The following is a 19,792-nucleotide window of genomic DNA, read 5'->3' as shown; positions in this document are numbered from 1 at the left end:
GTCAATCGTATTAGCCGCTTTTGCGGCGGAACTCGCGCTTGGTCACCGCGCCGTGAGTGCCGTGCACGGCTGAGTCTCCATCGAGGTGTGACTCGCCCTCGCGCTGATGCGAGTTCTTCTTGTCCAGCGCCGCTTTGAACTTGCGCTTCATCTCATCTGACGCCGCGCCTGCCGGCTGATCCTCGGTACTCATAGACCAACCATACGGCGGCTGGCCGGATCGCGCCCAGGATAGGGGTCAAATCGCCCCTCGCTGATACCCTTAGGAAGGTTGCCCGTGTGGCATCCGCTCAATTCAATATGAGCTCCCGGAGCAGGCTGGCAGAAAGCTGGTCCCCTGTGGTGGACTCCCATCGACTGATGGTGCTCTTCTACTGGTGGCCAGCGCAGGCGGTACGCAGAAGATTCGCACGCCCATATCTGCCTGTTCCTGCTCCTTCGCATGCACTCGCGCGCCATACGGGCGCGCGAGTCAAAACAAAGAAGGAGAGACCTCTTGGAAGGTCCTGAAATCACCGCTGCTGAAGCTGTTCTCGACAACGGCCGCTTCGGCACTCGCACAGTCCGGTTCGAAACCGGACGCTTGGCACAGCAGGCGCAGGGCGCCGTTGCTGCCTACCTCGACGAGGAGACAATGCTCCTCTCGGCTACCAGCGCAGGAAAGCACCCGCGCGAAGGCTTTGACTTCTTTCCGTTGACAGTCGACGTCGAAGAGCGGTCGTACGCAGCTGGCAAGATCCCCGGCTCGTTCTTCCGTCGTGAAGGTCGCCCCTCGACCGAGGCGATTCTCGTGTGCCGTCTCATCGACCGGCCGCTGCGCCCGTCGTTCGTTTCGGGCCTTCGCAACGAAGTGCAGATCGTTGTCACCGTGCTCTCGATCGCGCCCGGCGAATTCTACGACGCCCTAGCCATCAACGCGGCGTCGTTGTCGACGCAGATCTCTGGTCTGCCGTTCTCGGGCCCCATCGCCGGTGTGCGCCTCGCGCTGATCCCCGGCCAGGGCGAGACCGCTGACCAGTGGATCGCGTTCCCCACCGTCGGCCAGCTTGAAGAAGCTGTCTTCGACCTCATTGTCGCCGGTCGCGTCGTGACCGACGCTGACGGTAACGAAGATGTCGCGATCATGATGGTCGAAGCCGAAGCAACTGAAGGTTCGTGGAACCTCATCAAGGGCGGCGCCGTCAAGCCCAATGAGCAGGTTGTCGCTGAAGGTCTCGAAGCATCGAAGCCTTTCATCAAGCAGCTCGTTGATGCCCAGAGTGCTGTCGCAAGCACCGCAGCGAAGGAGATCAAGGACTTCCCGGTCTTCCCGCCCTACCAGCAGCAGACGTACGACTTTGTTGCGGGCCGCGCCTACGACGAGCTCGTTCCGATCTACCAGATCGCCGACAAGCAGGAGCGTCAGTCCGCTGATGACGAGCTCAAGGATGCTGTCAAGGCTGAGGTTGCCGCCGCCGTTGAGTCCGGCGAACTGCCTGCCTCTGCAGCGGCTGAGTTCAGCGCTGCCTACAAGTCCGTCACGAAGACGATCGTTCGCGGTCGCATTCTTGCCGAGGGCGTCCGTATGGATGGTCGTGGTCTTGCTGACATCCGCCCGCTCGACGCGGAGGTGCAGGTCATCCCGCGCGTTCACGGTTCGGCGATCTTCCAGCGCGGCGAGACCCAGATCATGGGCGTCACCACGTTGAACATGCTCAAGATGGAGCAGCAGATCGACTCACTGTCGCCGATCACGAGCAAGCGCTACATGCACCACTACAACTTCCCGCCGTACTCGACTGGTGAGACCGGTCGAGTGGGTTCGCCGAAGCGTCGCGAGATCGGGCACGGCTTTCTTGCCGAGCGCGCCCTCGTTCCGGTTCTACCGAGCCGCGAAGAGTTCCCCTACGCGATCCGTCAGGTTTCCGAGGCTCTCGGTTCAAACGGTTCGACGTCGATGGGTTCTGTCTGCGCCTCGACGCTGTCGCTGCTGAACGCTGGTGTGCCGCTGCGCGCACCCGTCGCCGGTATCGCCATGGGTCTGGTCTCGGACGAGGTCGACGGCCAGACGCGCTACGCCGCGCTGACCGACATTCTCGGTGCCGAAGACGCTCTGGGTGACATGGACTTCAAGGTCGCAGGTACGAGTGAGTTCGTGACCGCGATCCAGCTCGACACCAAGCTCGATGGCATTCCGTCATCGGTGCTCACGGCGGCGCTCCAGCAGGCACGTGAGGCTCGCCTCACGATCCTGGGTGTGCTCAACGCCGCGATCGACACGCCTGACGAGATGGCTCCCACGGCGCCTCGCGTCATCAGCGTCCAGATCCCCGTCGACAAGATCGGTGAGCTCATCGGGCCCAAGGGCAAGACGATTAACTCGATCCAGGACGAGACGGGCGCTCAGATCTCGATCGAAGAAGACGGCACTGTCTACATCGGTGCTGTCGACGGCCCGTCGGCTGAGGCTGCTCGCGCGCAGGTCAACGCGATCGCCAACCCGACCAACCCCGAGGTCGGCGAGCAGTTCCTCGGAACGGTCGTCAAGATCGCTACGTTCGGTGCGTTCATCTCGCTCCTTCCCGGAAAAGACGGACTGCTGCACGTCAGCGAAGTCCGCAAGCTCGCCGGTGGCAAGCGTGTTGAGAACGTCGACGACGTGCTCGGTGTAGGCCAGAAGCTGCTCGTGCGCATCACGAAGATCGACGACCGCGGCAAGCTGTCGCTGGAGCCGGTTGTCGAAGAGGCCGCAGACCAGGAGGGCCGCGCTGCTGCCAGCGAGGGTCCTGAGGCACCTGCCGAGGGATAGTCCTCTCTCGCTTCGAACGCAGATGCCCGTCTCCCCACTCGGAGGCGGGCATCTGCCGTTTGCAGAAGGCGTTCAATGTGTCCTCCGTTTGGGGGACACATTTGTATTTGGCCACTGGTCTGCCTAAAAGCGTTATCGAATGTTTATAGCTATCTCGCCGTTTCATCCGAGCAAACCGGCACTAGGCCCTAGCCTCGAAGTATCGCACCGGGGGGTGTGTGTCAGTCACGAAGCCTCTTCCAGGGCCATCGTGAGGGGGTAGGGCATGGCTTTTTTTAGCGTAGGTTCGACGCTCTCGTCAGCGGGAGCACACCCTTCGCCGGCGAGCAACGCCGCCGAACATCCCTCAGCCCCCATCCCTGTTCAGGGGGCGCCGCTGGGCAGCGCACTTCGCGTGCCGTTCGGTGAGACAGGCGAAGAGATCTTCCCGCTGATTCTGGGCGGAGCTGAATTCGGGTGGAACGTCGACCTTGAGTCAAGCCACGAGATCCTCGACGCGTTTGTCGAGCGAGGCGGCAATGCGCTTCACACCGCCGACAGTTACTCCAGCGGCCGTAGCGAGCACATCATCGGCCGGTGGTTGAGCGCGCGGGGACTACGCGACGAGATGGTGTTGGGCGTGAGGGTGGGCGGTCACGCCGACAACCCTGGTCTCGGGTCGGTGAACCTGGTTCGTGCCGTCGAAGCATCCCTCACACGCTTGAACACCGACGTGATCGACGTCCTCTATCTCGATGCCGTTGCCGATTCGAAGACCCCGCTTGAAGACACCCTTGCCACCACCGAGTGGCTGGTTGAAAGCGGAAAGGTGAAGAGCATCGGGGCTGTGGGCTACACCGCAGAGCAGCTGGTGGAAGCGAGGATCCTGTCTTCGGCAGGTTTTCCGCGGCTGAAGGTGCTGGACGTGCCGTTCAATGTCTTGCGCCGCCACGAGTTCGATCCCGACCTACGTCTTGTCGCCGGCGCTCAGAACATGGCCGTAACACCGTCTCACGCGCTCGAGCACGGTTTTCTTGCTGGCCGCGCGCGCACTCGTCGCGCGGGAAGCCTTTCGGTGCGAAGCGCGCAACTTGCCGCGAACCTGAATCGTCGGGGCAGTCGCACCCTGCGCGCGCTGGACGCCGTTGGTGCCGAGCTCGGTGTGCCAGACGCGGCCATCGCCGTCGCCTGGCTGCTCGCTCAGAAACTGGTTACCGCACCGATCATCAACGCATTCGCGTCGGGGCACATCGAAGAGCTGGTTCAGGGGGTCGGCGTGCCTCTGAGCCGCGCCCATCTCGCCGATATCGCCCGCGCCGCAGACTGACAGGACGGTCGCGTCCGTGGCGTGACGTAGGGTGGAATGGTGCTCGAATCGGGCACCCGATCCCCTCAACAACGGAGTGAGTTGCGTGACGCACTATATCTACCTCGTGCGGCACGGCGAGCACCAAGACGCGGAGTACGGCCTCTCGGATGGCCCGCTGTCGGCACGTGGTCGCAGGCAGGCCGAGGCTGTTGCCGATCGTCTGTCGGGCATTCCATTCGACCGCATGTGGCATTCACCGCTTGAGCGTGCAAGCGAGACGGCTCGCGCGGTGGCAGAGCGCATGCCGTCGTTGAATCCCGAACCATCGGCGCTGCTGTTCGACTGCGTGCCCACGGGTATGACTGACGACACCCCGCCGGCCTTCGAGCCGTTCTTCGGTTCGATCACCGAAGCAGAAGTCGACGCGGGACGTGCCCAGATGGCCGATGCCGTGAGTGAATTTCTGATCCGCAAGAACGGTGAGGTGCATGATCTGCTGATCACCCACAACTTCGTCATCTCGTGGTTTGTGCGAGAGGTGTTGCAAGCTCCAGATTGGCGCTGGATGACGCTCAACCAAGCTCACTGCGGGTTGAGCGTCATCGCCCAAAAACAGGGTCGGCCCTGGACGCTGCTCTCACACAATGATCTGGCGCACCTGCCGAAGGAGCTTGAGACAGGGCTGCCCGATACCTACCCGTTCTAGCCGACGAGCGACTTGACGTACCAACGCGTTGCGTTGGGATTGTCGTTGTATGGGTCGGTGAGCATATAGCCAGCATTGGCATAGAGCGCGCCCGCTGCGGTCAGCGAGTGATGGGTATCGAGCACCAGCTCACTGGCGCCGAGGGCTTGTGCGTGGCTCTCTAGAGCGCTCAGCAGGTTTCGACCCCACCCGCGGCCGCGCGTCTCGGGACGCAGATAGAGGTGCTTCAGCTCGTAGCGAGTGCCGTTCTGCCCGCTGGGAACGCGGCGAATGCCCCCGCACCCCACGGCCCTGCCGCTCTCGTCACGCGCGATTACGAAGACCCCCGCGGGTGCGGTGAATGCATCGACCGCCGGGAACGCGATCGAGTACACGACGTTCTGGTTTGCGAAGCCCAGTTCGCGCGAGCGGAAGTACTCCTCCAGCAGTGAAAGCGCTTCCGGCGCGTCGACCGCAGATTCTTGAATCGTCACCACGCCTCCACGATATTGCACCGGGGATGCTCGTCCGGCGGCGCACTTAGGATGGAGGCCATGACGACGCGCGTGGCGATAGTAGGCGGCACCGGCAAACTCGGCGGAATAATCCGATCCGTGGTTGAGGCTGAAGACGAATTCGAGGTTTCGGCGGTGCTCACTTCGCGCTCCGACCTTTCCGAGATTGCGGGCGCCGATCTGGTGGTGGATGCTTCCACTCCCGCGGTGTCGATCGATGTGGTCCGTGCAGCGATCGATCTCGGCATCAACGTGCTCGTGGGAACTTCCGGTTGGTCCGCCGAGCGAATTGCGCAGGTGCGGCCTCTCGTCAAAGCCGCCGAGACGGGCGTCGTCTTCATCCCCAACTTCTCGCTCGGATCGGTGCTGGGCTCTGCACTCGCAGCCGCGGCAGCGCCGTTCTTTCCTTCGATTGAGATCGTCGAAGCCCACCGTGAGTCAAAGATCGATTCCCCCAGTGGCACGGCTGTGCGCACCGCCGAGATGATCGCTGCCGCGCGCACATCGGTAGGGCCGGTGGAGTCACCGCACGTTGACCAACGCGCGCGCGGACAGCAGGTGGCGAGCGTTCCGATTCACTCCCTTCGCCGACCGGGGGTTGTCGCCAAGCAAGAGACGGTTCTGTCGGGGGCAGGAGAGTCACTCACGATCGTGCACGACACCGTAGAACCGGCTCTGGCCTACGCGCCTGGCATCCGGTTGGCACTTGCCGCTGCGCGCGATGCGAGCGGAGTCACGGTCGGACTCGATAGCTTTCTTGACATCGGCATCCGCCCGCCCGGCTCGCGCAGAAGCGACGCGAAGCCCTTTGACGACGGCGGTGTCCCCGGCCAGGTGGCGCAGGCAACGAGCACATGAGCGCACGCATCGGGGTCGCCGTCATGGCGGTGCTGTTGTTGCTGTACGTACTCCTGGTGGGTCAGCGTGCGTGGCTCTTGCTCATCTCTGCAGACCCCGTCGGCATCCTGATGGGCGCAGCGCTGGTCGTGCTGCCGCTCATCGCGCTTTGGGCGCTGGGGCGTGAACTGTGGTTCGGGGTTCGTGCAGACCAACTCGGTCGTCGGTTAGAGGCAGCCGGGGCCCTCCCTGACGAACCGGTCTCTGTCCGTCCCAGTGGCCGTGTGGTGCGCGAAGACGCAGACGCGTTGTTCCCCCACTACCGCAGCGCCGTCGAGCAGAACCCCGACGACTGGGCTGGATGGTATCGCCTGGGCATCGCTTATGACGCGTCGGGTGATCGCCGTCGGGCTCGCGGTGCGATCAGACGCGCGATCATCCTCGAAGCGCGACAGCGGCGCGGCTGAGATCAGACCTATGCAGCCGGTAGCGCAGCGGCGACCGCCTCATCGACGGTGGCATGAGTGAACGTGAATCCTGACTCGCTCAGTACCTCGGGCACGACGTGAGCGTCGCTGGTGAGCAACGACTCGACGGCGTCAGAGCCCAGAGCCGCTTTCATCGCCCACACCGGTGCGGGCAGAACAAACGGACGGTTCATCCTGACCGCCAGCGCGAAACCGAGATCGTTCGCGGTGGCGCGGGTGGGCCCTGATAGGTTGACGGCGCCAGATATCTCGGAGTCGATCACGTGTCGAATCGCGCGAACTTCGTCATCGAGCGAGATCCATGGCCACGCCTGCGTCCCGCGGCCGATCTTTCCGCTCACGCCCGCCTTGGTGAGCACAATCATGGGTTTGAGCACGCCTTCGCGGTGGACAATCGGAGCGGTGCGAAGGAGCGCGACTCGCGCGGCGTCGCCGGCACCGAGTGCAGCTGTCTCCCATTCACCGCAAAGGTCGGCGAGAAACGTTTCACCTCGCCCAGCACGCTCGGTGAGGACGACTCCGGGCGCCGAGCCGTAAAAACCCACCGCGGATGCACTCAAGAAGGCAGGCGCATCCGCTCCGAGGGCTCTGATCGCCTGAGCGATAGCCCGCGTCGGCGCAATGCGCGACCACAGCAGAGTGTTGCGGTAGGAACTTGTCCACGGGACGCGTCCGATGCTGGCGCCGTTGAGGCTCACCACAGCGCTTGCCCCGGCGAGAACGTCAGGGTCGAGGCTCTCAGTATCGGTGAGCCACTGCACTTCGTCTGCGCCGGTCGCGGGTCGCCGCACGAGAGTGGTGACGTCGATGCCATCTGCTCGCAGGCTGTCGACAAGAGCGGTGCCAACCAGGCCAGAGGCTCCGGCGACAACGACTCGGGAATCGGGGCGTGCTTCAGGCAAGCGTCGCCTCGAGCGTGATCTCAATTCCTGCGAGCGCCTGCGAGACCGGGCAACCGGCTTTCGCATCTGCGGCGAAACGTTCGAAATCCTCGGCACTCAGCCCGGGGACCACGGCGTTGACGTTGAGGTGGCTGCCGGTGATTCCGGTGCCGGGAGTGAACGACACCGACGCTGTCGCGTCGATGCGTTCTGGCGGTGTGCCATTCTGACCGAGGGCGTGAGACAGCGCCATGCTGAAGCACGACGCGTGCGCGGCAGCCAGCAACTCTTCGGGGGTCGTCATCGACGTCGAGCCTTCGCTGCGCGCCTTCCAATTCACATCGAAACTGCCAAGACCCGACGACACCAAAGTGACGGCGCCTGATCCGGTTGCGAGGTCACCCTCCCAGGCGGTGGTTGCTTCGCTCGTGACTGTCATGGGTAGCCTCCTGTTTCACGCGCCGGGGGAGTCCTTACGCGTCGCGGTCAGCCTAACCGGCGACCGCGATCTGCGCGAGAGATTCCGTCGAACCAGCGCGCTGATCAGGCGTGTGGTATCTCGGCGCCGAGGCGTGACAGCTCAAGCTCCAGCACGTGGCGGCCCGGTGTTCCCCCGAAGCGTGTCTGCACGGCGCCATCGCGGTCCAGCACAAGCGTGGTGGGCGTCTGCAGTACCTGAAAGTGTCGCGCGATGTCGGGGCGGTGAGTCAAGTCGATGTCGAGGTGGCGAACTCCCACGTGGTCCGCGGCGACGTCAGCGAGAGTCTTGTGCACGCTCGGGCAACGAGCGCCTGCTTCAGTGCTGAACTGCAAGAGGGTCGCGACGTCGCCGAGCGCATCGGCGCCAAGTCGCTGAGGTTGAATCACCTCGTGGTCGATGCTTCGCCTCGGGCGCGATTGCATCCAATGCAGTACCGCCACTACGGCCGTTGTCAGCGCGAGCAAGGCGGCGATGACAATAAGGACGTCGACGAGGTTCACAACACGCAAGGGTATCCCCTTTCACGGTGATCGTCGCCACACGCCCCAAAGCCGGCGGTAAAGTGGGCGCCGTGACGTCGCCAACTCCCACTCCATACGAAGACCTCTTGCGGGATGTGCTGCAAAATGGCACCCACAAGGCAGACCGCACCGGGACGGGGACGACGAGCGCTTTCGGTCGCCAGATCCGATTCGATCTCTCGCAGGGCTTTCCGCTGATCACCACCAAGCGGGTGCACTTCAAATCGATCGCCTATGAACTGCTGTGGTTTCTGCGTGGCGAATCCAATGTGCAATGGCTCCAAGAAAACGGTGTCACCATTTGGGACGAATGGGCCGATGAGCGCGGTGAACTCGGCCCCGTTTACGGCGTGCAGTGGCGCTCATGGCCCTCACCGAACGGTGCGCAGATCGACCAGATCACAGAAGTGATCGAACAGATCCGCGTCAATCCCGACTCGCGACGCCTCATCGTCTCGGCGTGGAATCCTGCAGATATTCCCAACATGGCGCTCGCTCCGTGTCATGCGCTGTTTCAGTTCTACGTAGCCGACGGAAGGCTGTCGTGCCAGCTCTATCAACGCAGCGCAGACCTCTTCTTGGGGGTTCCCTTCAATATCGCCTCCTACGCGCTGCTCACGCTGATGGTCGCGCAGCAGACAGGACTCGAGCCGGGGGATTTCGTCTGGACTGGCGGAGACTGCCACATCTATGACAATCATCGCGAGCAAGTCCGCGAGCAGCTGAGCCGAGAGGCCTATCCTTACCCGACGCTTCGATTCGGCCGCCAGCCTGACTCCGTTTTCGACTACGCGTTCGAGGACTTTGTCGTCGAGGATTACCAGCACCATCCCGCGATCCGAGGCGCCGTGGCGGTATGAGCGTTCTCATTGGTCTGGTTTGGGCTGAAGCCGAAGGGGGCGTGATCGGCGCTGATGGCGGAATGCCGTGGCACGTTCCCGAAGATCTCGCGCACTTCAAAGCGGTGACCATCGGCGCCCCGGTGATCATGGGGCGTCGCACGTGGGAATCGCTGCCCGAAAGATTCCGTCCGTTGCGCGACCGCCGCAACATCGTGGTCACTCGAAACGAGAACTGGACAGCCACTGGCGCGGAACGCGTGAGCTCACTCGAGAGCGCGATCGCGCTGGTTGATGACTCGAGCACGGATTGGGCGTGGGTGATTGGCGGCGGAGCGTTGTTTGCCGAGAGCATGCAACACGCAACAAGGCTCGAAGTGACGCAGCTCGATCTCGCCACTGCAGGAGACACCTTCGCCCCGTCGCGGTCGGGATGGCACACGACCACCGAGGATCCTTCTGCCGGCTGGCATCTATCGTCGAGCGGGATTCGATATCGCTTTGTGACGTGTGAACGTGACGACAGGAAGAACGAATGAGCAAAACCGCTTTGATCACCGGCGCCAGCTCCGGACTCGGCGCCGAATTCGCACGCCAACTCGCTCAGCGCGGCGCAAATCTCGTTCTTGTCGCCCGCGACCATCCGGCCCTTGAATCCCTCGCGACGCGACTGCGCTCCGCCCACGGCGTGAACGTGGAGGTCATGGCGATTGACCTTCTGAAGACGCACCAGCGTGAGAAGGTCGAGCGGCGGGTCGCCGACACAGATCACCCCATCGAGATTCTGATCAACAATGCCGGTTTCGGGTTGCCGCTGGAGTTCGACAAGAACGACATCGAAGACGAGGTACGTCACCTCGACCTGCACGTCGAAGTTCCCATGCGCCTCACCCATGCGGCGCTAGGAGCCATGCTCGAGCGCGGCCACGGCCGCATCGTCAACGTTGCCAGCGTTGCGGCGTACACGCCGCGCTCCACCTACGGCGCGTGCAAGCGCTGGCTCGTGAGCTTCAGCCAGTGGGCCAACGGAGCTTACGCGCGGCGCGGCGTGACAGTCACAGCGGTGTGTCCCGGGTTCACTCACACCAACTTTCACGAACGAATGGGTCTGGCTCCCGGAAACGAGGGGGTCGCTGGGTGGATGTGGCTGGATGCTGATCGAGTCGTCGGTGATGCGCTGCGCGACGTTGCTCGAGGCAAAGCTGTGTCTGTCCCCTCGAAGCGGTACTCGCTGCTTGTCGCTCTGACGCGGTTTGTGCCAGCGGTGCTGGCTGCACGCGTGGGGGAATCGGGCAGATAGCACGCACCCGGTACTGTTGAGGGGTGGCTCATATTGGCAATCCCTTCGGTCAGGTAATGGTCGCGCTCGTCACTCCGATGACGGCGGACGGCGAGGTTGACTGGGCCGGGGTGGAAAAACACGTCGACGACGTGATCACCGCCGGTGCTGACGGCATCGTCGTCACGGGAACGACCGGCGAGACCTCGACGCTTACCGACGCAGAGAAGCTGCGGCTGGTCGAGGTCGGCAAAGATGTTGCGTCTGGGCGCGCGAAGATCATCACGGGCGGCGGTTCGAACGAGACTGCCCACGCGATAGAGCTCTATAAGGCGAGTGAGCGCGCGGGCGCTGACGGCATCATGATCGTCACCCCTTACTACAACAAGCCCACACAGGCGGGCATTCTGACCCACTTCCGGCTGGTGGCCGATGCCACCGATCTGCCCGTGATCCTTTACGACATTCCCGGTCGCACCGGTGTGCCAATCAAATACGAGACGATCCTGCGGCTGGCAAAGCACCCCAATATCGTCGCGGTGAAAGATGCGAAGGGCGACTTCAGCGAGGTGAGCCGCGTGCTCAACCAAACTGACTTGTTGTACTTCTCCGGTGACGACGCCAACGTTCTTCCGCACCTGTCGATCGGTGCGAGCGGCATGATCGGCGTAACCGCCAACATTGCCGCGCAGCCGTACCGCGAGATCGTCGACGCTGTGAACCGCGGCGACCTTGCTGCTGCGACTGCCGCGCACAAGCAGCTGGAACCGCTCGTGCGCGCAGTGATGACGCATGTTCCGGGCACGGTGTCGGCGAAATACATCCTGCACGGGCTCGGTCGGATCGCGAGCCCCCGCGTGCGCCTGCCCCTTGTCGGCCCAGAAGAGTGGGAAGCGGCGGCAATCGAAGACGAGCTTGCCCTCGTGACCAACGTCCCGAGTGTCGATTTCTCGAATTTCCGACCTGACCGCAATGCCGCCGCCGGTGGCGCTTTGCCGAAGGTGTCGGGCACCACGCGATGAAGTACTTCAGTCCGCGACACGCACTTCGCGCGCGGACCCATTGGATATTGGATGCTTCGGCATCCTGAGGAGATGACCATGCCCCGCACCGTCTACGACCCGCCCGCACTCGAGCCCGGAACGCTGCGGGTCACCCCGCTCGGCGGTCTCGGTGAGATCGGTCGCAACATGACCGTATTCGAGTTCGAGGGCAAGCTGCTCATCGTGGACTGCGGGGTGTTGTTCCCCGAAGAGCACCAGCCGGGTGTCGACCTGATCTTGCCCGACTTTGAGCCCATCAAGGGTCGCCTTGACGATATCGTCGCGGTCGTGCTGACGCACGGCCACGAAGACCACATCGGCGCCGTGCCGTACCTGCTGAAGATGAAGAAGGACATCCCACTCATCGGCTCGGGCCTTACTCTTGCCCTCATCGAGGCAAAGCTCAAAGAGCACCGGATCCGTCCCTTCACTTTGACCGTCGCCGAGGGGCAGAGCGAGAAGCTGGGACCCTTCGATCTCGAGTTCATCGCGGTCAACCACTCCATTCCCGATGCGCTCGCTGTCGCAATCCGGACCCCTGCTGGTCTCGTTCTCGCCACCGGCGACTTCAAGATGGACCAGCTGCCGCTGGACGGCCGCCTCACCGACCTGCGCGCCTTCTCGCGCCTGGGCGAAGAAGGCGTTGACCTTTTCCTCGTCGACTCGACCAACGCCGACGTTCCCGGATTCACTCCGCTTGAACGCGACATCGGCCCTGTGCTGGAGCAGGTCATCTCAAAGGCTCCGCGCCGCGTGGTGATCGCCAGTTTCTCAAGCCACGTTCACCGCGTGCAGCAGGTGCTCGACGCAGCGCATGCCCACGGGCGTCGTGTCGCGCTGCTCGGGCGGAGCATGGTGCGCAACATGACGATCGCTGCTGATCTCGGCTACCTCAAGGTTCCCGAGGGTGTGCTGATCGACTATAAAAAGGCCAAGGACCTCCCCGAAGACAAGATCGTCTACATGTCGACGGGCTCGCAGGGCGAGCCGATGGCGGTGCTCAGCCGCATGGCGAATCTCGATCACGCGATCGAGCCAGGGCCTGGCGACACGGTGATTCTGGCGTCGAGCCTTATTCCGGGCAACGAGAACGCCGTGTATCGGGTGATTGATGGTCTTACCAAGCTCGGTGCCCATGTCGTCCACAAGGGCAACGCGAAGGTTCACGTTTCCGGGCACGCTGCTGCCGGTGAGCTGCTGTACTGCTACAACATCCTCAAGCCCAAGAACGTCTTGCCGATTCACGGCGAATACCGACACCTGATCGCGAACGCCCAACTCGCTCAAGACACCGGCGTTGAATCTGACCGCACGATCATTGGCGAGAACGGCACGGTCATCGACCTCCGTGACGGCGATGCGCAGGTCGTGGGGCAGCTCGACCTCGGTTTCGTGTACGTCGATGGTTCGACCGTAGGAGAGATCACCGACGCGGATCTGAAGGATCGTCGCATCCTGGGCGAAGAAGGCTTCATCTCGGTGATCGTGGTGGTTGATGCCGCAACCGGGCGCATCATCTCGGGTCCCGAGATTCACGCGCGTGGTTTCGCAGAAGACGACAATGTGTTCGAGAGCGTCAAGCCGAAGATCGCTGCGGCGCTTGAAGAAGCCGCACGCTCAGGTGTGCGTGACTCGCACGCGCTGTCGCAGGTTGTTCGTCGCACGATCGGCAGATGGGTGAACCAGGCGCTGCGTCGACGTCCGATGATCGTGCCGCTCGTCATCGAGGCGTAGACCACCTGCTCGGCTGGGTACACTCGCGACATGTCTTCCGCTTTCGTGTTGCGACCAGCTACACAGCCGGACGGCGCGTTCCTGGGTGACATGTTGGTGGAAGCAGCAAACTGGCAGCCCGCAGGGGCACGTCCGAAGCATGAGGTGCTTACCTCAGCGGTGCAGCTGCGCTATGTCACCGGTTGGATGAGGCCGGGAGACACCGGTGTGATCGCAGAATCGAGCAGTGGTGAAGCGATCGGCGCGGCCTGGTATAGAACGTTGCCTCGCAACGAACCCGGATTCGGCTATGTCGACATTGGCGTGCCCGAGCTGATCATCGGTGTTCGTCCGATCTGGCGCGCGCGCGGCGTCGGCAGGGCCCTGCTGCGCAGCCTCACTGCCACCGCGCAGGCGGCCGGGTATGCACGGTTGAGTCTGAGCGTGGAGCGCGAGAACTACGCGACCACGTTGTATCGCTCCGAAGGTTTTGCCATGACCGACCAGGGTGCCACTCGCGTCACGATGGTCAGGCGACTGCGCTGATTCTTACCCGGCTCGCCACTGACGCGTCTTGTCGGGCGCCGCGTCGTTCCGCGGAATTGTCGGTGCCGCGGCGTAGCGTGGAGGAATGGCCAGGACTACAAGCCCGACCACCAAAGGTGGCGCGCCCGCGAAAGCATCGAACTCGCGCGCGGCGAAGCCTGCCCCCGCGCCCAAAAAGTACGTAGGTGAACCCGAGAAGCCCCCTGTTGCGGTGCGCGCTTGGCTGGGTCTCGCTCACGCCACAGGTGGACTGTTTCGGGCTTTCGGCCCTGAGTCGCTGGAGAAAGACCAACGCCGCGACGGGTTCCCGTTCCTGCTGGTGCTCCTCGCGATCGTCGGCAGCACGGTCGAGTGGTTCTTCATCGGCAATGAGGTCGCGACGACGATCAGCGCTTACACGGTAGGCGGTCTGCTCGGGCGCGAAGCGTTCATTCTGCCGGTGCTGCTCTTGCTCCTTGCCGGGTGGATGTTTCGGCATCCATCGTCGGTGCACGACAACGGTCGGCTCGGGATCGGCTTCGGCCTGCTCATACTCACGATCGCCGGTTTCTGCCACGTTGCAGGTGGTCGCCCCCAGCCGAGCGAAGGGCTTCCCGCGCTCAGCCAAGCCGGCGGATTGTTCGGGTGGATGATCGGCGAGCCACTCGCCGTGGTGCTCACTGATATCGGCGCATACATCGTTCTCAGCCTGCTCGCGTTGCTCAGCGTGCTCATCATCACCAAGACCCCGCCGAACCGCATTGGCCGACGACTTGGTGAGCTCTACACCTGGGCATTCGACGCGCAGCCAGATGAGAAGTCCGACATGAGCTCACAGGGCAAAGACGCGGTGCCTTCTGACGAAGACGACTCCGTGGACGCTTCACTGCCATGGTGGCGCCGCAATCGCACGGGTCGTGAGCAGGACGACGAGAGTGAGCTGGGCTCGCAGGATCTCACCGAACTGCTGTCCGTCGGCACGACTGACGGTGGCTTCGAGCAGGCCATCGAACCGCCCGTAGCCGCACCGGCGCCCACCGCCGCACCCGATGCCCTCACCGAGGTCTTCGACGCAACGGCGCTCGCTGGCGTGGCCGCGGGCCAGCCGTCGGGAGTGTCGCTTCGCGATGACTACGATCAAGACCCCACCGCAGATGGTGAGCTTCCTGGGGTGGCCGGCATCGGTGCGGATACACCGCGAGATGCGCCGCCATTGCCCTACCGACTGCCCTCGGTGAACGCGCTGGGCGAGGGAACACCGCCCAAGGCGCGCTCGCAGGCCAACGACGACACCGTGCGGGCCATCACCAGCGTCCTCGAGCAGTTCGGGGTGAACGCGAAGGTCACGGGGTTCTCGCGCGGGCCCACGGTTACGCAGTACGAAATCGAAGTCGGGCACGGCGTCAAAGTCGAGCGAATCACCGCCCTTCAGAACAACTTCGCATACGCGGTCGCTTCCAACGAGGTCAGAATTCTCGCTCCTATTCCGGGCAAGAGCGCCATTGGCGTCGAGATCCCGAACGCTGATCGCGAGATCGTGACGCTCGGCGATGTGCTGCGTTCGCAGAACGCCACGCAGTCGACTCACCCCATGACGATCGGCGTCGGAAAAGATGTCGGTGGCGGGTTCGTGGTGGCGAATCTCGCGAAAATGCCTCACCTCTTGGTGGCTGGCTCCACAGGCTCGGGCAAGTCGAGCTTTGTGAACTCGATGATCACGAGTCTGCTCATGAAGGCCAAGCCGAGCGATGTGCGCATGGTGCTGATCGACCCGAAACGCGTCGAGCTGACCTCCTACGCTGGGGTGCCGCACCTCATCACACCCATCATCACAAACCCCAAGAAGGCCGCCGAAGCGCTGCAGTGGGTCGTGAAAGAGATGGACATGCGCTACGACGACCTCGCGTCGTTCGGCTACCGCCACATCGACGACTTCAACAAAGCTGTGGTCGCTGGCGAGATCAACCTGCCCGAAGGCAGCGAGCGCGTCCTGAAGCCGTACCCCTACCTGCTGGTGGTAGTCGATGAGCTCGCTGACCTCATGATGGTCGCTCCTCGTGACGTGGAAGATTCGATCGTGAGGATCACGCAGCTGGCGCGAGCAAGCGGCATCCACCTGGTGCTCGCGACTCAGCGGCCTTCCGTCGACGTGGTCACCGGTTTGATCAAGGCCAATGTGCCCTCGCGACTCGCCTTCGCTGTCACCAGCGTGACCGACTCTCGCGTCATTCTGGACCAGCCGGGCGCCGACCGCCTGATCGGCCAGGGCGACGGGCTGTTCTTGCCGATGGGTACGTCAAAGGCGATCCGCGTGCAGGGCGCATGGGTGAGCGAAGCGGAGATCGAGCGGGTCGTCAAACACGTCACACAGCAGGCGCGGCCGGAGTATCGGAATGATGTCGATGCGGTCGTGGAGAAGAAGACCATCGACGCAGACATCGGCGATGATCTTGAACTGCTGCTTGCCGCCGCAGAACTGATCGTTTCCACACAGTTCGGATCCACCTCGATGCTGCAACGCAAACTCAGGGTCGGTTTCGCGAAGGCGGGTCGGTTGATGGACCTTCTCGAAGCACGCGAGATCGTGGGACCGTCTGAAGGCTCCAAGGCGCGTGACGTGATGGTCACCGCCGAGCAGCTGCCCGAAGTTCTCGCCCGCCTCCGCGGCGACGACGCGCCCGCTCCGGCGCCCGCCCCGGCTGCCGACGGCTACGGCCCAGATGCCGTTGCCGCCCAGTATGACGGTGTGCCGGTCGTTGAAGTCGCCGACGACTCTGAAGACGCCTGGGGTCTGACGGGCCGCGACTGATCCGACCGATAGGCTCTGCACATGGCTGTTCCTCGTCAACTTCCCAACGCGATCACGATCGCGCGAATTCTCTGCGCACCGGTGTTTCTATGGATGCTGCTGGCAGATGGGGGAGCCGACGGAGCGCTGCGCTGGTGGGCGGCCGTGCTTTTCATCGTTGCTATCGCCACCGATGGCATCGACGGGTACATAGCCCGCAAGTACAACATCGTCACCGACCTCGGCAAACTTCTTGACCCAATCGCCGACAAAGTCCTCACCGGCGTTGCTTTTGTCGGTCTGTCGATTCTGCTCGAGTTGCCGTGGTGGGTGACCGTTGTCGTGCTGATCCGTGAAATCGGCATTACGGTCTATCGCTTCGTGGTCGTCAGCGACCACGTGCTGGCTGCGGCGTGGATGGGCAAGCTCAAGACAGTCGCGCAGGGTGTTGCGCTGTCACTGGCTCTGCTGCCGCTGTGGACCCTCGTGGGCGAGTGGATCTGGTGGGTGAACGGCGTCACCATGGCTATCGCGGTTGCACTGACGATTGCCAGCGGGATCGACTACATCGTGAGCGAAGTCCGCGCTTCTCGAAAGGCGAAGACCAGTTGACCCAAGGTCGGGCCGCTGAGGTGCTCGAAGCGCTCTCGAAGCGCGGATGGTCTATTGCGACTGCGGAATCGCTCACCGGCGGCTTGCTGGCCGCCGAGATCGTGGGCATCTCGGGAGCATCGACGCATATGCGTGGGGGAGTAATCGCCTACGCCACCGACGTCAAAGAAACGGTGCTCGGCGTCGATGCTCACCTCCTGAAGGAGAGCGGGCCGGTGCATCCTGATGTCGCGGAGCAGATGGCCGTGGGCGTGCGGCGTGCGCTTGACTCGGATGTTGGCCTCGCCACCACGGGGGTCGCTGGCCCCCTGGAGCAAGACGGTCACCCGGTGGGCACCGTTTACGTCGCGGTGTCGACTCCCGACGGCTGTTCCGTGGCCGCGCTCGATTTGGATGGTGACCGCGCCGAAATTCGCGCCCAGAGCGTTGATCATGCGCTTGCACTGTGTCTTTTGGCGTTGCAGGCGCCCTGAGCCTGCGCAGCTTGCGAGAATTCTGGTGCGAGACGGGAACAATTTATGTTTCGTGTCGGTTACTTTCTGCGATTCCCGCCATATGCCCAGCTCACGGGTTTAGATTGTCACCAAGAACGGTGATGTAAAGTTATCCATCCGGATGGCTCTCAGAGCCCGGGAATCAGAAGTGAGGAGGGGGCCCATGATCCTGGTTCGTCAAGAGATCGGCGAAGTCCTTCGTGACTTTCGCCAACAGAAGGGACGCACCCTCCGCCAGGTTGCGAGCCGCGCAAGCGTCGCGCTCGGTTACCTGAGTGAAGTGGAGCGTGGCCAGAAAGAAGCATCGAGCGAGATTCTCGCGTCTGTCGCAGAAGCGCTTGATGTACCCATATCCACCATCATGCGTGAGGTCGGAGATCGGCTTTCGGTGATGGAGGGTCTACAGACATTCCCTGACGTCGTACCCGATGATCTGCTCGCCGAGGTCGACGCTGAACTCTCGCTTCGCTGAACCAAACGGCTGATGCGTCGCAGTGAATTTGAGCGCGCAGTCTCAGACGAGTTCGGCGCGCGCAGTGGGCCGGTGCTCAACGACCTCGTGTTGACTTCTCTCGGCGATCGGACCGCATCTGAAGCGATGGAAGCTGGCCTGCCCCCGAAAGACATCTGGCTGGCGCTGTGCGTCGAGATGGATGTCGCCCCTGAGCGTCGTTATGGCGCGGGGCGACTTGAGCCCAAAGGGCGCTAAGAGATCCGAATGCAGTGGATGCTGCGAGCGGCGTGTCGTCGAATATCCGTTCGATACCGGCGTAGGCTCCTCCACAGAAGGTGACGGTGCAACGTCATCCACCGCGAGGGGCGTGCCGACGATCGATGTCGGAGGCCACCCGTAGCGTGAATGACGTCACATCGACACCTCATGCCTTGCCGTAGCACCCGTCTTGTGAAGGCGGATCGCGGCAGCCTACAGGCGACGGAACTCATATCTAAGGAGCACGCTATGCCCTCACCCGCTGACCGCGAGAAGGCCCTCGATTCGGCCCTCGCACAAATCGACCGGCAGTTCGGAAAGGGCTCGGTGATGCGTCTTGGCAGCGACGAGCGTGCTCCCGTCGAAGTCATTCCCACCGGCTCCGTCGCGCTGGACGTCGCTCTCGGCGTCGGCGGCCTGCCCCGCGGTCGCATCATCGAGATCTATGGTCCCGAGTCCTCCGGTAAGACGACGCTGACGCTCCACGCCATCGCCAATGCCCAGAAGGCCGGCGGTATTGCGGCATTCATCGATGCCGAGCACGCTCTCGATCCTGACTATGCGCAGAAGCTTGGCGTTGACATTGACGCCTTGCTGGTCTCGCAACCCGATACCGGAGAGCAGGCGCTTGAGATTGCCGACATGCTCGTGCGTTCCGGAGCCATTGACCTCATCGTGATCGACTCCGTGGCCGCGCTGGTGCCCAAGGCCGAGATCGAGGGTGAGATGGGTGACACTCACGTCGGACTTCAGGCTCGACTGATGTCGCAGGCCTTGCGCAAGCTCACCGGTGGCCTCAGCCAGACGAACACCACGATGATCTTCATCAACCAGCTGCGCGAGAAGATCGGTGTGTTCTTCGGGTCCCCTGAAACGACCGCTGGCGGTAAGGCCCTCAAGTTCTATGCCTCGGTGCGTCTGGACATTCGCCGAATCGAAACGTTGAAAGACGGCACCGACGCGGTCGGAAACCGCACTCGCGTCAAGATCGTCAAGAACAAGATGGCTCCGCCCTTCAAGCAGGCCGAGTTCGACATTCTCTACGGCGTCGGCATCTCGCGCGAGGGAAGTCTTATCGACTTCGGCGTTGAGCACGGCCTCGTGAAGAAATCGGGCGCGTGGTACACGTACGACGGTGAACAGCTGGGCCAGGGCAAAGAGAACGCGCGAAACTTCCTCCTCAAAAACCCCGATATTGCCGCTGACATCGAAGGCAAGATCAAGGTGAAGATGGGAATCGGGCAGCCGAAAGAGACGGAAGCCTCAAAGGCTGACGAGCTGGCGGCACGCCGCCCGGCCTGAT

22 protein-coding genes are annotated in these 19,792 nt (G+C 63.0%); 17 read left to right on the top strand and 5 right to left on the bottom strand.

What is annotated here, in order from left to right; all coding sequences use genetic code 11:
- Positions 1-10 precede the first annotated feature (10 nt).
- Positions 11-193, bottom strand: coding sequence for a DUF5302 domain-containing protein (locus tag SJY18_RS04705; protein WP_337338746.1), 183 nt, complete (start codon positions 191-193; stop codon positions 11-13).
- A gap of 303 nt (positions 194-496) precedes the next feature.
- On the opposite strand from SJY18_RS04705, the gene SJY18_RS04700 reads away from it, so the two are divergent.
- From SJY18_RS04700 to SJY18_RS04690, 3 genes are all read left to right on the top strand, one after another.
- Positions 497-2,788: a polyribonucleotide nucleotidyltransferase gene (locus tag SJY18_RS04700; RefSeq protein WP_396668559.1), complete on the top strand. Its 2,292-nt coding sequence runs from the start codon at positions 497-499 to the stop codon at positions 2,786-2,788.
- A gap of 265 nt (positions 2,789-3,053) precedes the next feature.
- Entirely contained in the window at positions 3,054-4,094 is a 1,041-nt protein-coding gene (locus SJY18_RS04695; RefSeq protein WP_396668558.1) for an aldo/keto reductase, read from the top strand.
- A gap of 85 nt (positions 4,095-4,179) precedes the next feature.
- Positions 4,180-4,782: a histidine phosphatase family protein gene (locus tag SJY18_RS04690; protein ID WP_337338743.1), complete on the top strand. Its 603-nt coding sequence runs from the start codon at positions 4,180-4,182 to the stop codon at positions 4,780-4,782.
- Here the strand turns inward: SJY18_RS04690 and SJY18_RS04685 are convergent.
- Positions 4,779-5,258: a GNAT family N-acetyltransferase gene (locus SJY18_RS04685; protein ID WP_396668557.1), complete on the bottom strand. Its 480-nt coding sequence runs from the start codon at positions 5,256-5,258 to the stop codon at positions 4,779-4,781. The genes SJY18_RS04690 and SJY18_RS04685 overlap by 4 nt on opposite strands.
- A gap of 57 nt (positions 5,259-5,315) precedes the next feature.
- On the opposite strand from SJY18_RS04685, the gene dapB reads away from it, so the two are divergent.
- Entirely contained in the window at positions 5,316-6,134 is an 819-nt protein-coding gene (dapB, locus tag SJY18_RS04680) for a 4-hydroxy-tetrahydrodipicolinate reductase (RefSeq protein ID WP_337338741.1), read from the top strand.
- The gene (locus tag SJY18_RS04675; protein ID WP_337338740.1) at positions 6,131-6,580 is read left to right on the top strand and encodes a tetratricopeptide repeat protein; all 450 of its coding nucleotides are present in this window, start codon (positions 6,131-6,133) and stop codon (positions 6,578-6,580) included. Before dapB ends, SJY18_RS04675 begins: the two co-directional genes overlap by 4 nt.
- Before the next feature lie 8 nt (positions 6,581-6,588).
- Here SJY18_RS04675 and SJY18_RS04670 read toward each other — a convergent pair whose 3' ends face one another.
- The 3 genes from SJY18_RS04670 to SJY18_RS04660 all read right to left on the bottom strand — a co-directional run bounded on the left by SJY18_RS04670 (position 6,589) and on the right by SJY18_RS04660 (position 8,463).
- Entirely contained in the window at positions 6,589-7,503 is a 915-nt protein-coding gene (locus tag SJY18_RS04670; protein WP_396668556.1) for a TIGR01777 family oxidoreductase, read from the bottom strand.
- Positions 7,496-7,921, bottom strand: a complete 426-nt coding sequence (locus tag SJY18_RS04665) for an OsmC family peroxiredoxin (RefSeq protein WP_396668555.1) — start codon at positions 7,919-7,921, stop codon at positions 7,496-7,498. Before SJY18_RS04665 ends, SJY18_RS04670 begins: the two co-directional genes overlap by 8 nt.
- 104 nt (positions 7,922-8,025) lie before the next feature.
- A complete protein-coding gene (locus tag SJY18_RS04660) occupies positions 8,026-8,463 on the bottom strand; it encodes a thioredoxin family protein (protein WP_337338737.1) in 438 nt (145 codons plus the stop codon).
- 71 nt (positions 8,464-8,534) lie between these two features.
- Between SJY18_RS04660 and SJY18_RS04655 the strand changes: the two genes are divergently transcribed.
- From SJY18_RS04655 to recA, 12 genes are all read left to right on the top strand, one after another.
- On the top strand, positions 8,535-9,344 hold the full coding sequence (locus SJY18_RS04655; RefSeq protein ID WP_337338736.1) for a thymidylate synthase: 810 nt from the start codon (positions 8,535-8,537) through the stop codon (positions 9,342-9,344).
- Complete coding sequence (locus tag SJY18_RS04650; protein ID WP_396668554.1) at positions 9,341-9,862, top strand: dihydrofolate reductase; 522 nt, start codon at positions 9,341-9,343, stop codon at positions 9,860-9,862. Before SJY18_RS04655 ends, SJY18_RS04650 begins: the two co-directional genes overlap by 4 nt.
- Complete coding sequence (locus SJY18_RS04645; RefSeq protein ID WP_396668553.1) at positions 9,859-10,623, top strand: SDR family NAD(P)-dependent oxidoreductase; 765 nt, start codon at positions 9,859-9,861, stop codon at positions 10,621-10,623. Before SJY18_RS04650 ends, SJY18_RS04645 begins: the two co-directional genes overlap by 4 nt.
- A 23-nt stretch (positions 10,624-10,646) precedes the next feature.
- Entirely contained in the window at positions 10,647-11,624 is a 978-nt protein-coding gene (gene dapA, locus SJY18_RS04640; RefSeq protein ID WP_337338733.1) for a 4-hydroxy-tetrahydrodipicolinate synthase, read from the top strand.
- A gap of 78 nt (positions 11,625-11,702) precedes the next feature.
- Positions 11,703-13,379: a ribonuclease J gene (locus tag SJY18_RS04635; protein ID WP_337338732.1), complete on the top strand. Its 1,677-nt coding sequence runs from the start codon at positions 11,703-11,705 to the stop codon at positions 13,377-13,379.
- Positions 13,380-13,409: 30 nt separating this feature from the next.
- Complete coding sequence (locus SJY18_RS04630) at positions 13,410-13,904, top strand: GNAT family N-acetyltransferase (RefSeq protein WP_396668552.1); 495 nt, start codon at positions 13,410-13,412, stop codon at positions 13,902-13,904.
- Between the two features lie 85 nt (positions 13,905-13,989).
- A complete protein-coding gene (locus SJY18_RS04625) occupies positions 13,990-16,692 on the top strand; it encodes a DNA translocase FtsK (RefSeq protein ID WP_396668551.1) in 2,703 nt (900 codons plus the stop codon).
- A gap of 21 nt (positions 16,693-16,713) precedes the next feature.
- The gene (gene pgsA / locus SJY18_RS04620) at positions 16,714-17,283 is read left to right on the top strand and encodes a CDP-diacylglycerol--glycerol-3-phosphate 3-phosphatidyltransferase (RefSeq protein WP_337338730.1); all 570 of its coding nucleotides are present in this window, start codon (positions 16,714-16,716) and stop codon (positions 17,281-17,283) included.
- Positions 17,280-17,756 (top strand): CinA family protein, encoded by a 477-nt coding sequence (locus SJY18_RS04615; RefSeq protein ID WP_396668550.1) that lies wholly within the window; start codon positions 17,280-17,282, stop codon positions 17,754-17,756. Before pgsA ends, SJY18_RS04615 begins: the two co-directional genes overlap by 4 nt.
- Before the next feature lie 184 nt (positions 17,757-17,940).
- Positions 17,941-18,249, top strand: a complete 309-nt coding sequence (locus tag SJY18_RS04610) for a helix-turn-helix transcriptional regulator (protein ID WP_337338728.1) — start codon at positions 17,941-17,943, stop codon at positions 18,247-18,249.
- Positions 18,250-18,261: 12 nt separating this feature from the next.
- On the top strand, positions 18,262-18,486 hold the full coding sequence (locus tag SJY18_RS04605) for a DUF3046 domain-containing protein (protein WP_396668549.1): 225 nt from the start codon (positions 18,262-18,264) through the stop codon (positions 18,484-18,486).
- 252 nt (positions 18,487-18,738) lie between these two features.
- The gene (gene recA / locus SJY18_RS04600; RefSeq protein WP_337338726.1) at positions 18,739-19,791 is read left to right on the top strand and encodes a recombinase RecA; all 1,053 of its coding nucleotides are present in this window, start codon (positions 18,739-18,741) and stop codon (positions 19,789-19,791) included.
- Position 19,792 lies beyond the last annotated feature (1 nt).

The organism is Microbacterium sp. R86528 (assembly GCF_044596335.1).
In the GTDB taxonomy this organism is placed as follows: Bacteria; Actinomycetota; Actinomycetes; order Actinomycetales; family Microbacteriaceae; genus Microbacterium; species Microbacterium marmarense.
The sequence above is the reverse complement of the archived record's forward strand: the minus strand, read 5'-3'. Positions and strand labels throughout refer to the sequence as shown.

Coding starts and splice junctions, on each gene's coding strand:
- SJY18_RS04675 (WP_337338740.1), top strand. CDS start 6,131: ATGAGCGCACGCATCGGGGTCGCCGTCATGGCGGTGCTGTTGTTGCTG.
- SJY18_RS04635 (WP_337338732.1), top strand. CDS start 11,703: ATGCCCCGCACCGTCTACGACCCGCCCGCACTCGAGCCCGGAACGCTG.
- SJY18_RS04625 (WP_396668551.1), top strand. CDS start 13,990: ATGGCCAGGACTACAAGCCCGACCACCAAAGGTGGCGCGCCCGCGAAA.
- SJY18_RS04630 (WP_396668552.1), top strand. CDS start 13,410: ATGTCTTCCGCTTTCGTGTTGCGACCAGCTACACAGCCGGACGGCGCG.
- SJY18_RS04705 (WP_337338746.1), bottom strand. CDS start 193: ATGAGTACCGAGGATCAGCCGGCAGGCGCGGCGTCAGATGAGATGAAG.
- pgsA (WP_337338730.1), top strand. CDS start 16,714: ATGGCTGTTCCTCGTCAACTTCCCAACGCGATCACGATCGCGCGAATT.
- SJY18_RS04605 (WP_396668549.1), top strand. CDS start 18,262: ATGCGTCGCAGTGAATTTGAGCGCGCAGTCTCAGACGAGTTCGGCGCG.
- SJY18_RS04610 (WP_337338728.1), top strand. CDS start 17,941: ATGATCCTGGTTCGTCAAGAGATCGGCGAAGTCCTTCGTGACTTTCGC.
- SJY18_RS04650 (WP_396668554.1), top strand. CDS start 9,341: ATGAGCGTTCTCATTGGTCTGGTTTGGGCTGAAGCCGAAGGGGGCGTG.
- SJY18_RS04665 (WP_396668555.1), bottom strand. CDS start 7,921: ATGACAGTCACGAGCGAAGCAACCACCGCCTGGGAGGGTGACCTCGCA.
- SJY18_RS04645 (WP_396668553.1), top strand. CDS start 9,859: ATGAGCAAAACCGCTTTGATCACCGGCGCCAGCTCCGGACTCGGCGCC.
- dapB (WP_337338741.1), top strand. CDS start 5,316: ATGACGACGCGCGTGGCGATAGTAGGCGGCACCGGCAAACTCGGCGGA.
- SJY18_RS04695 (WP_396668558.1), top strand. CDS start 3,054: ATGGCTTTTTTTAGCGTAGGTTCGACGCTCTCGTCAGCGGGAGCACAC.
- recA (WP_337338726.1), top strand. CDS start 18,739: ATGCCCTCACCCGCTGACCGCGAGAAGGCCCTCGATTCGGCCCTCGCA.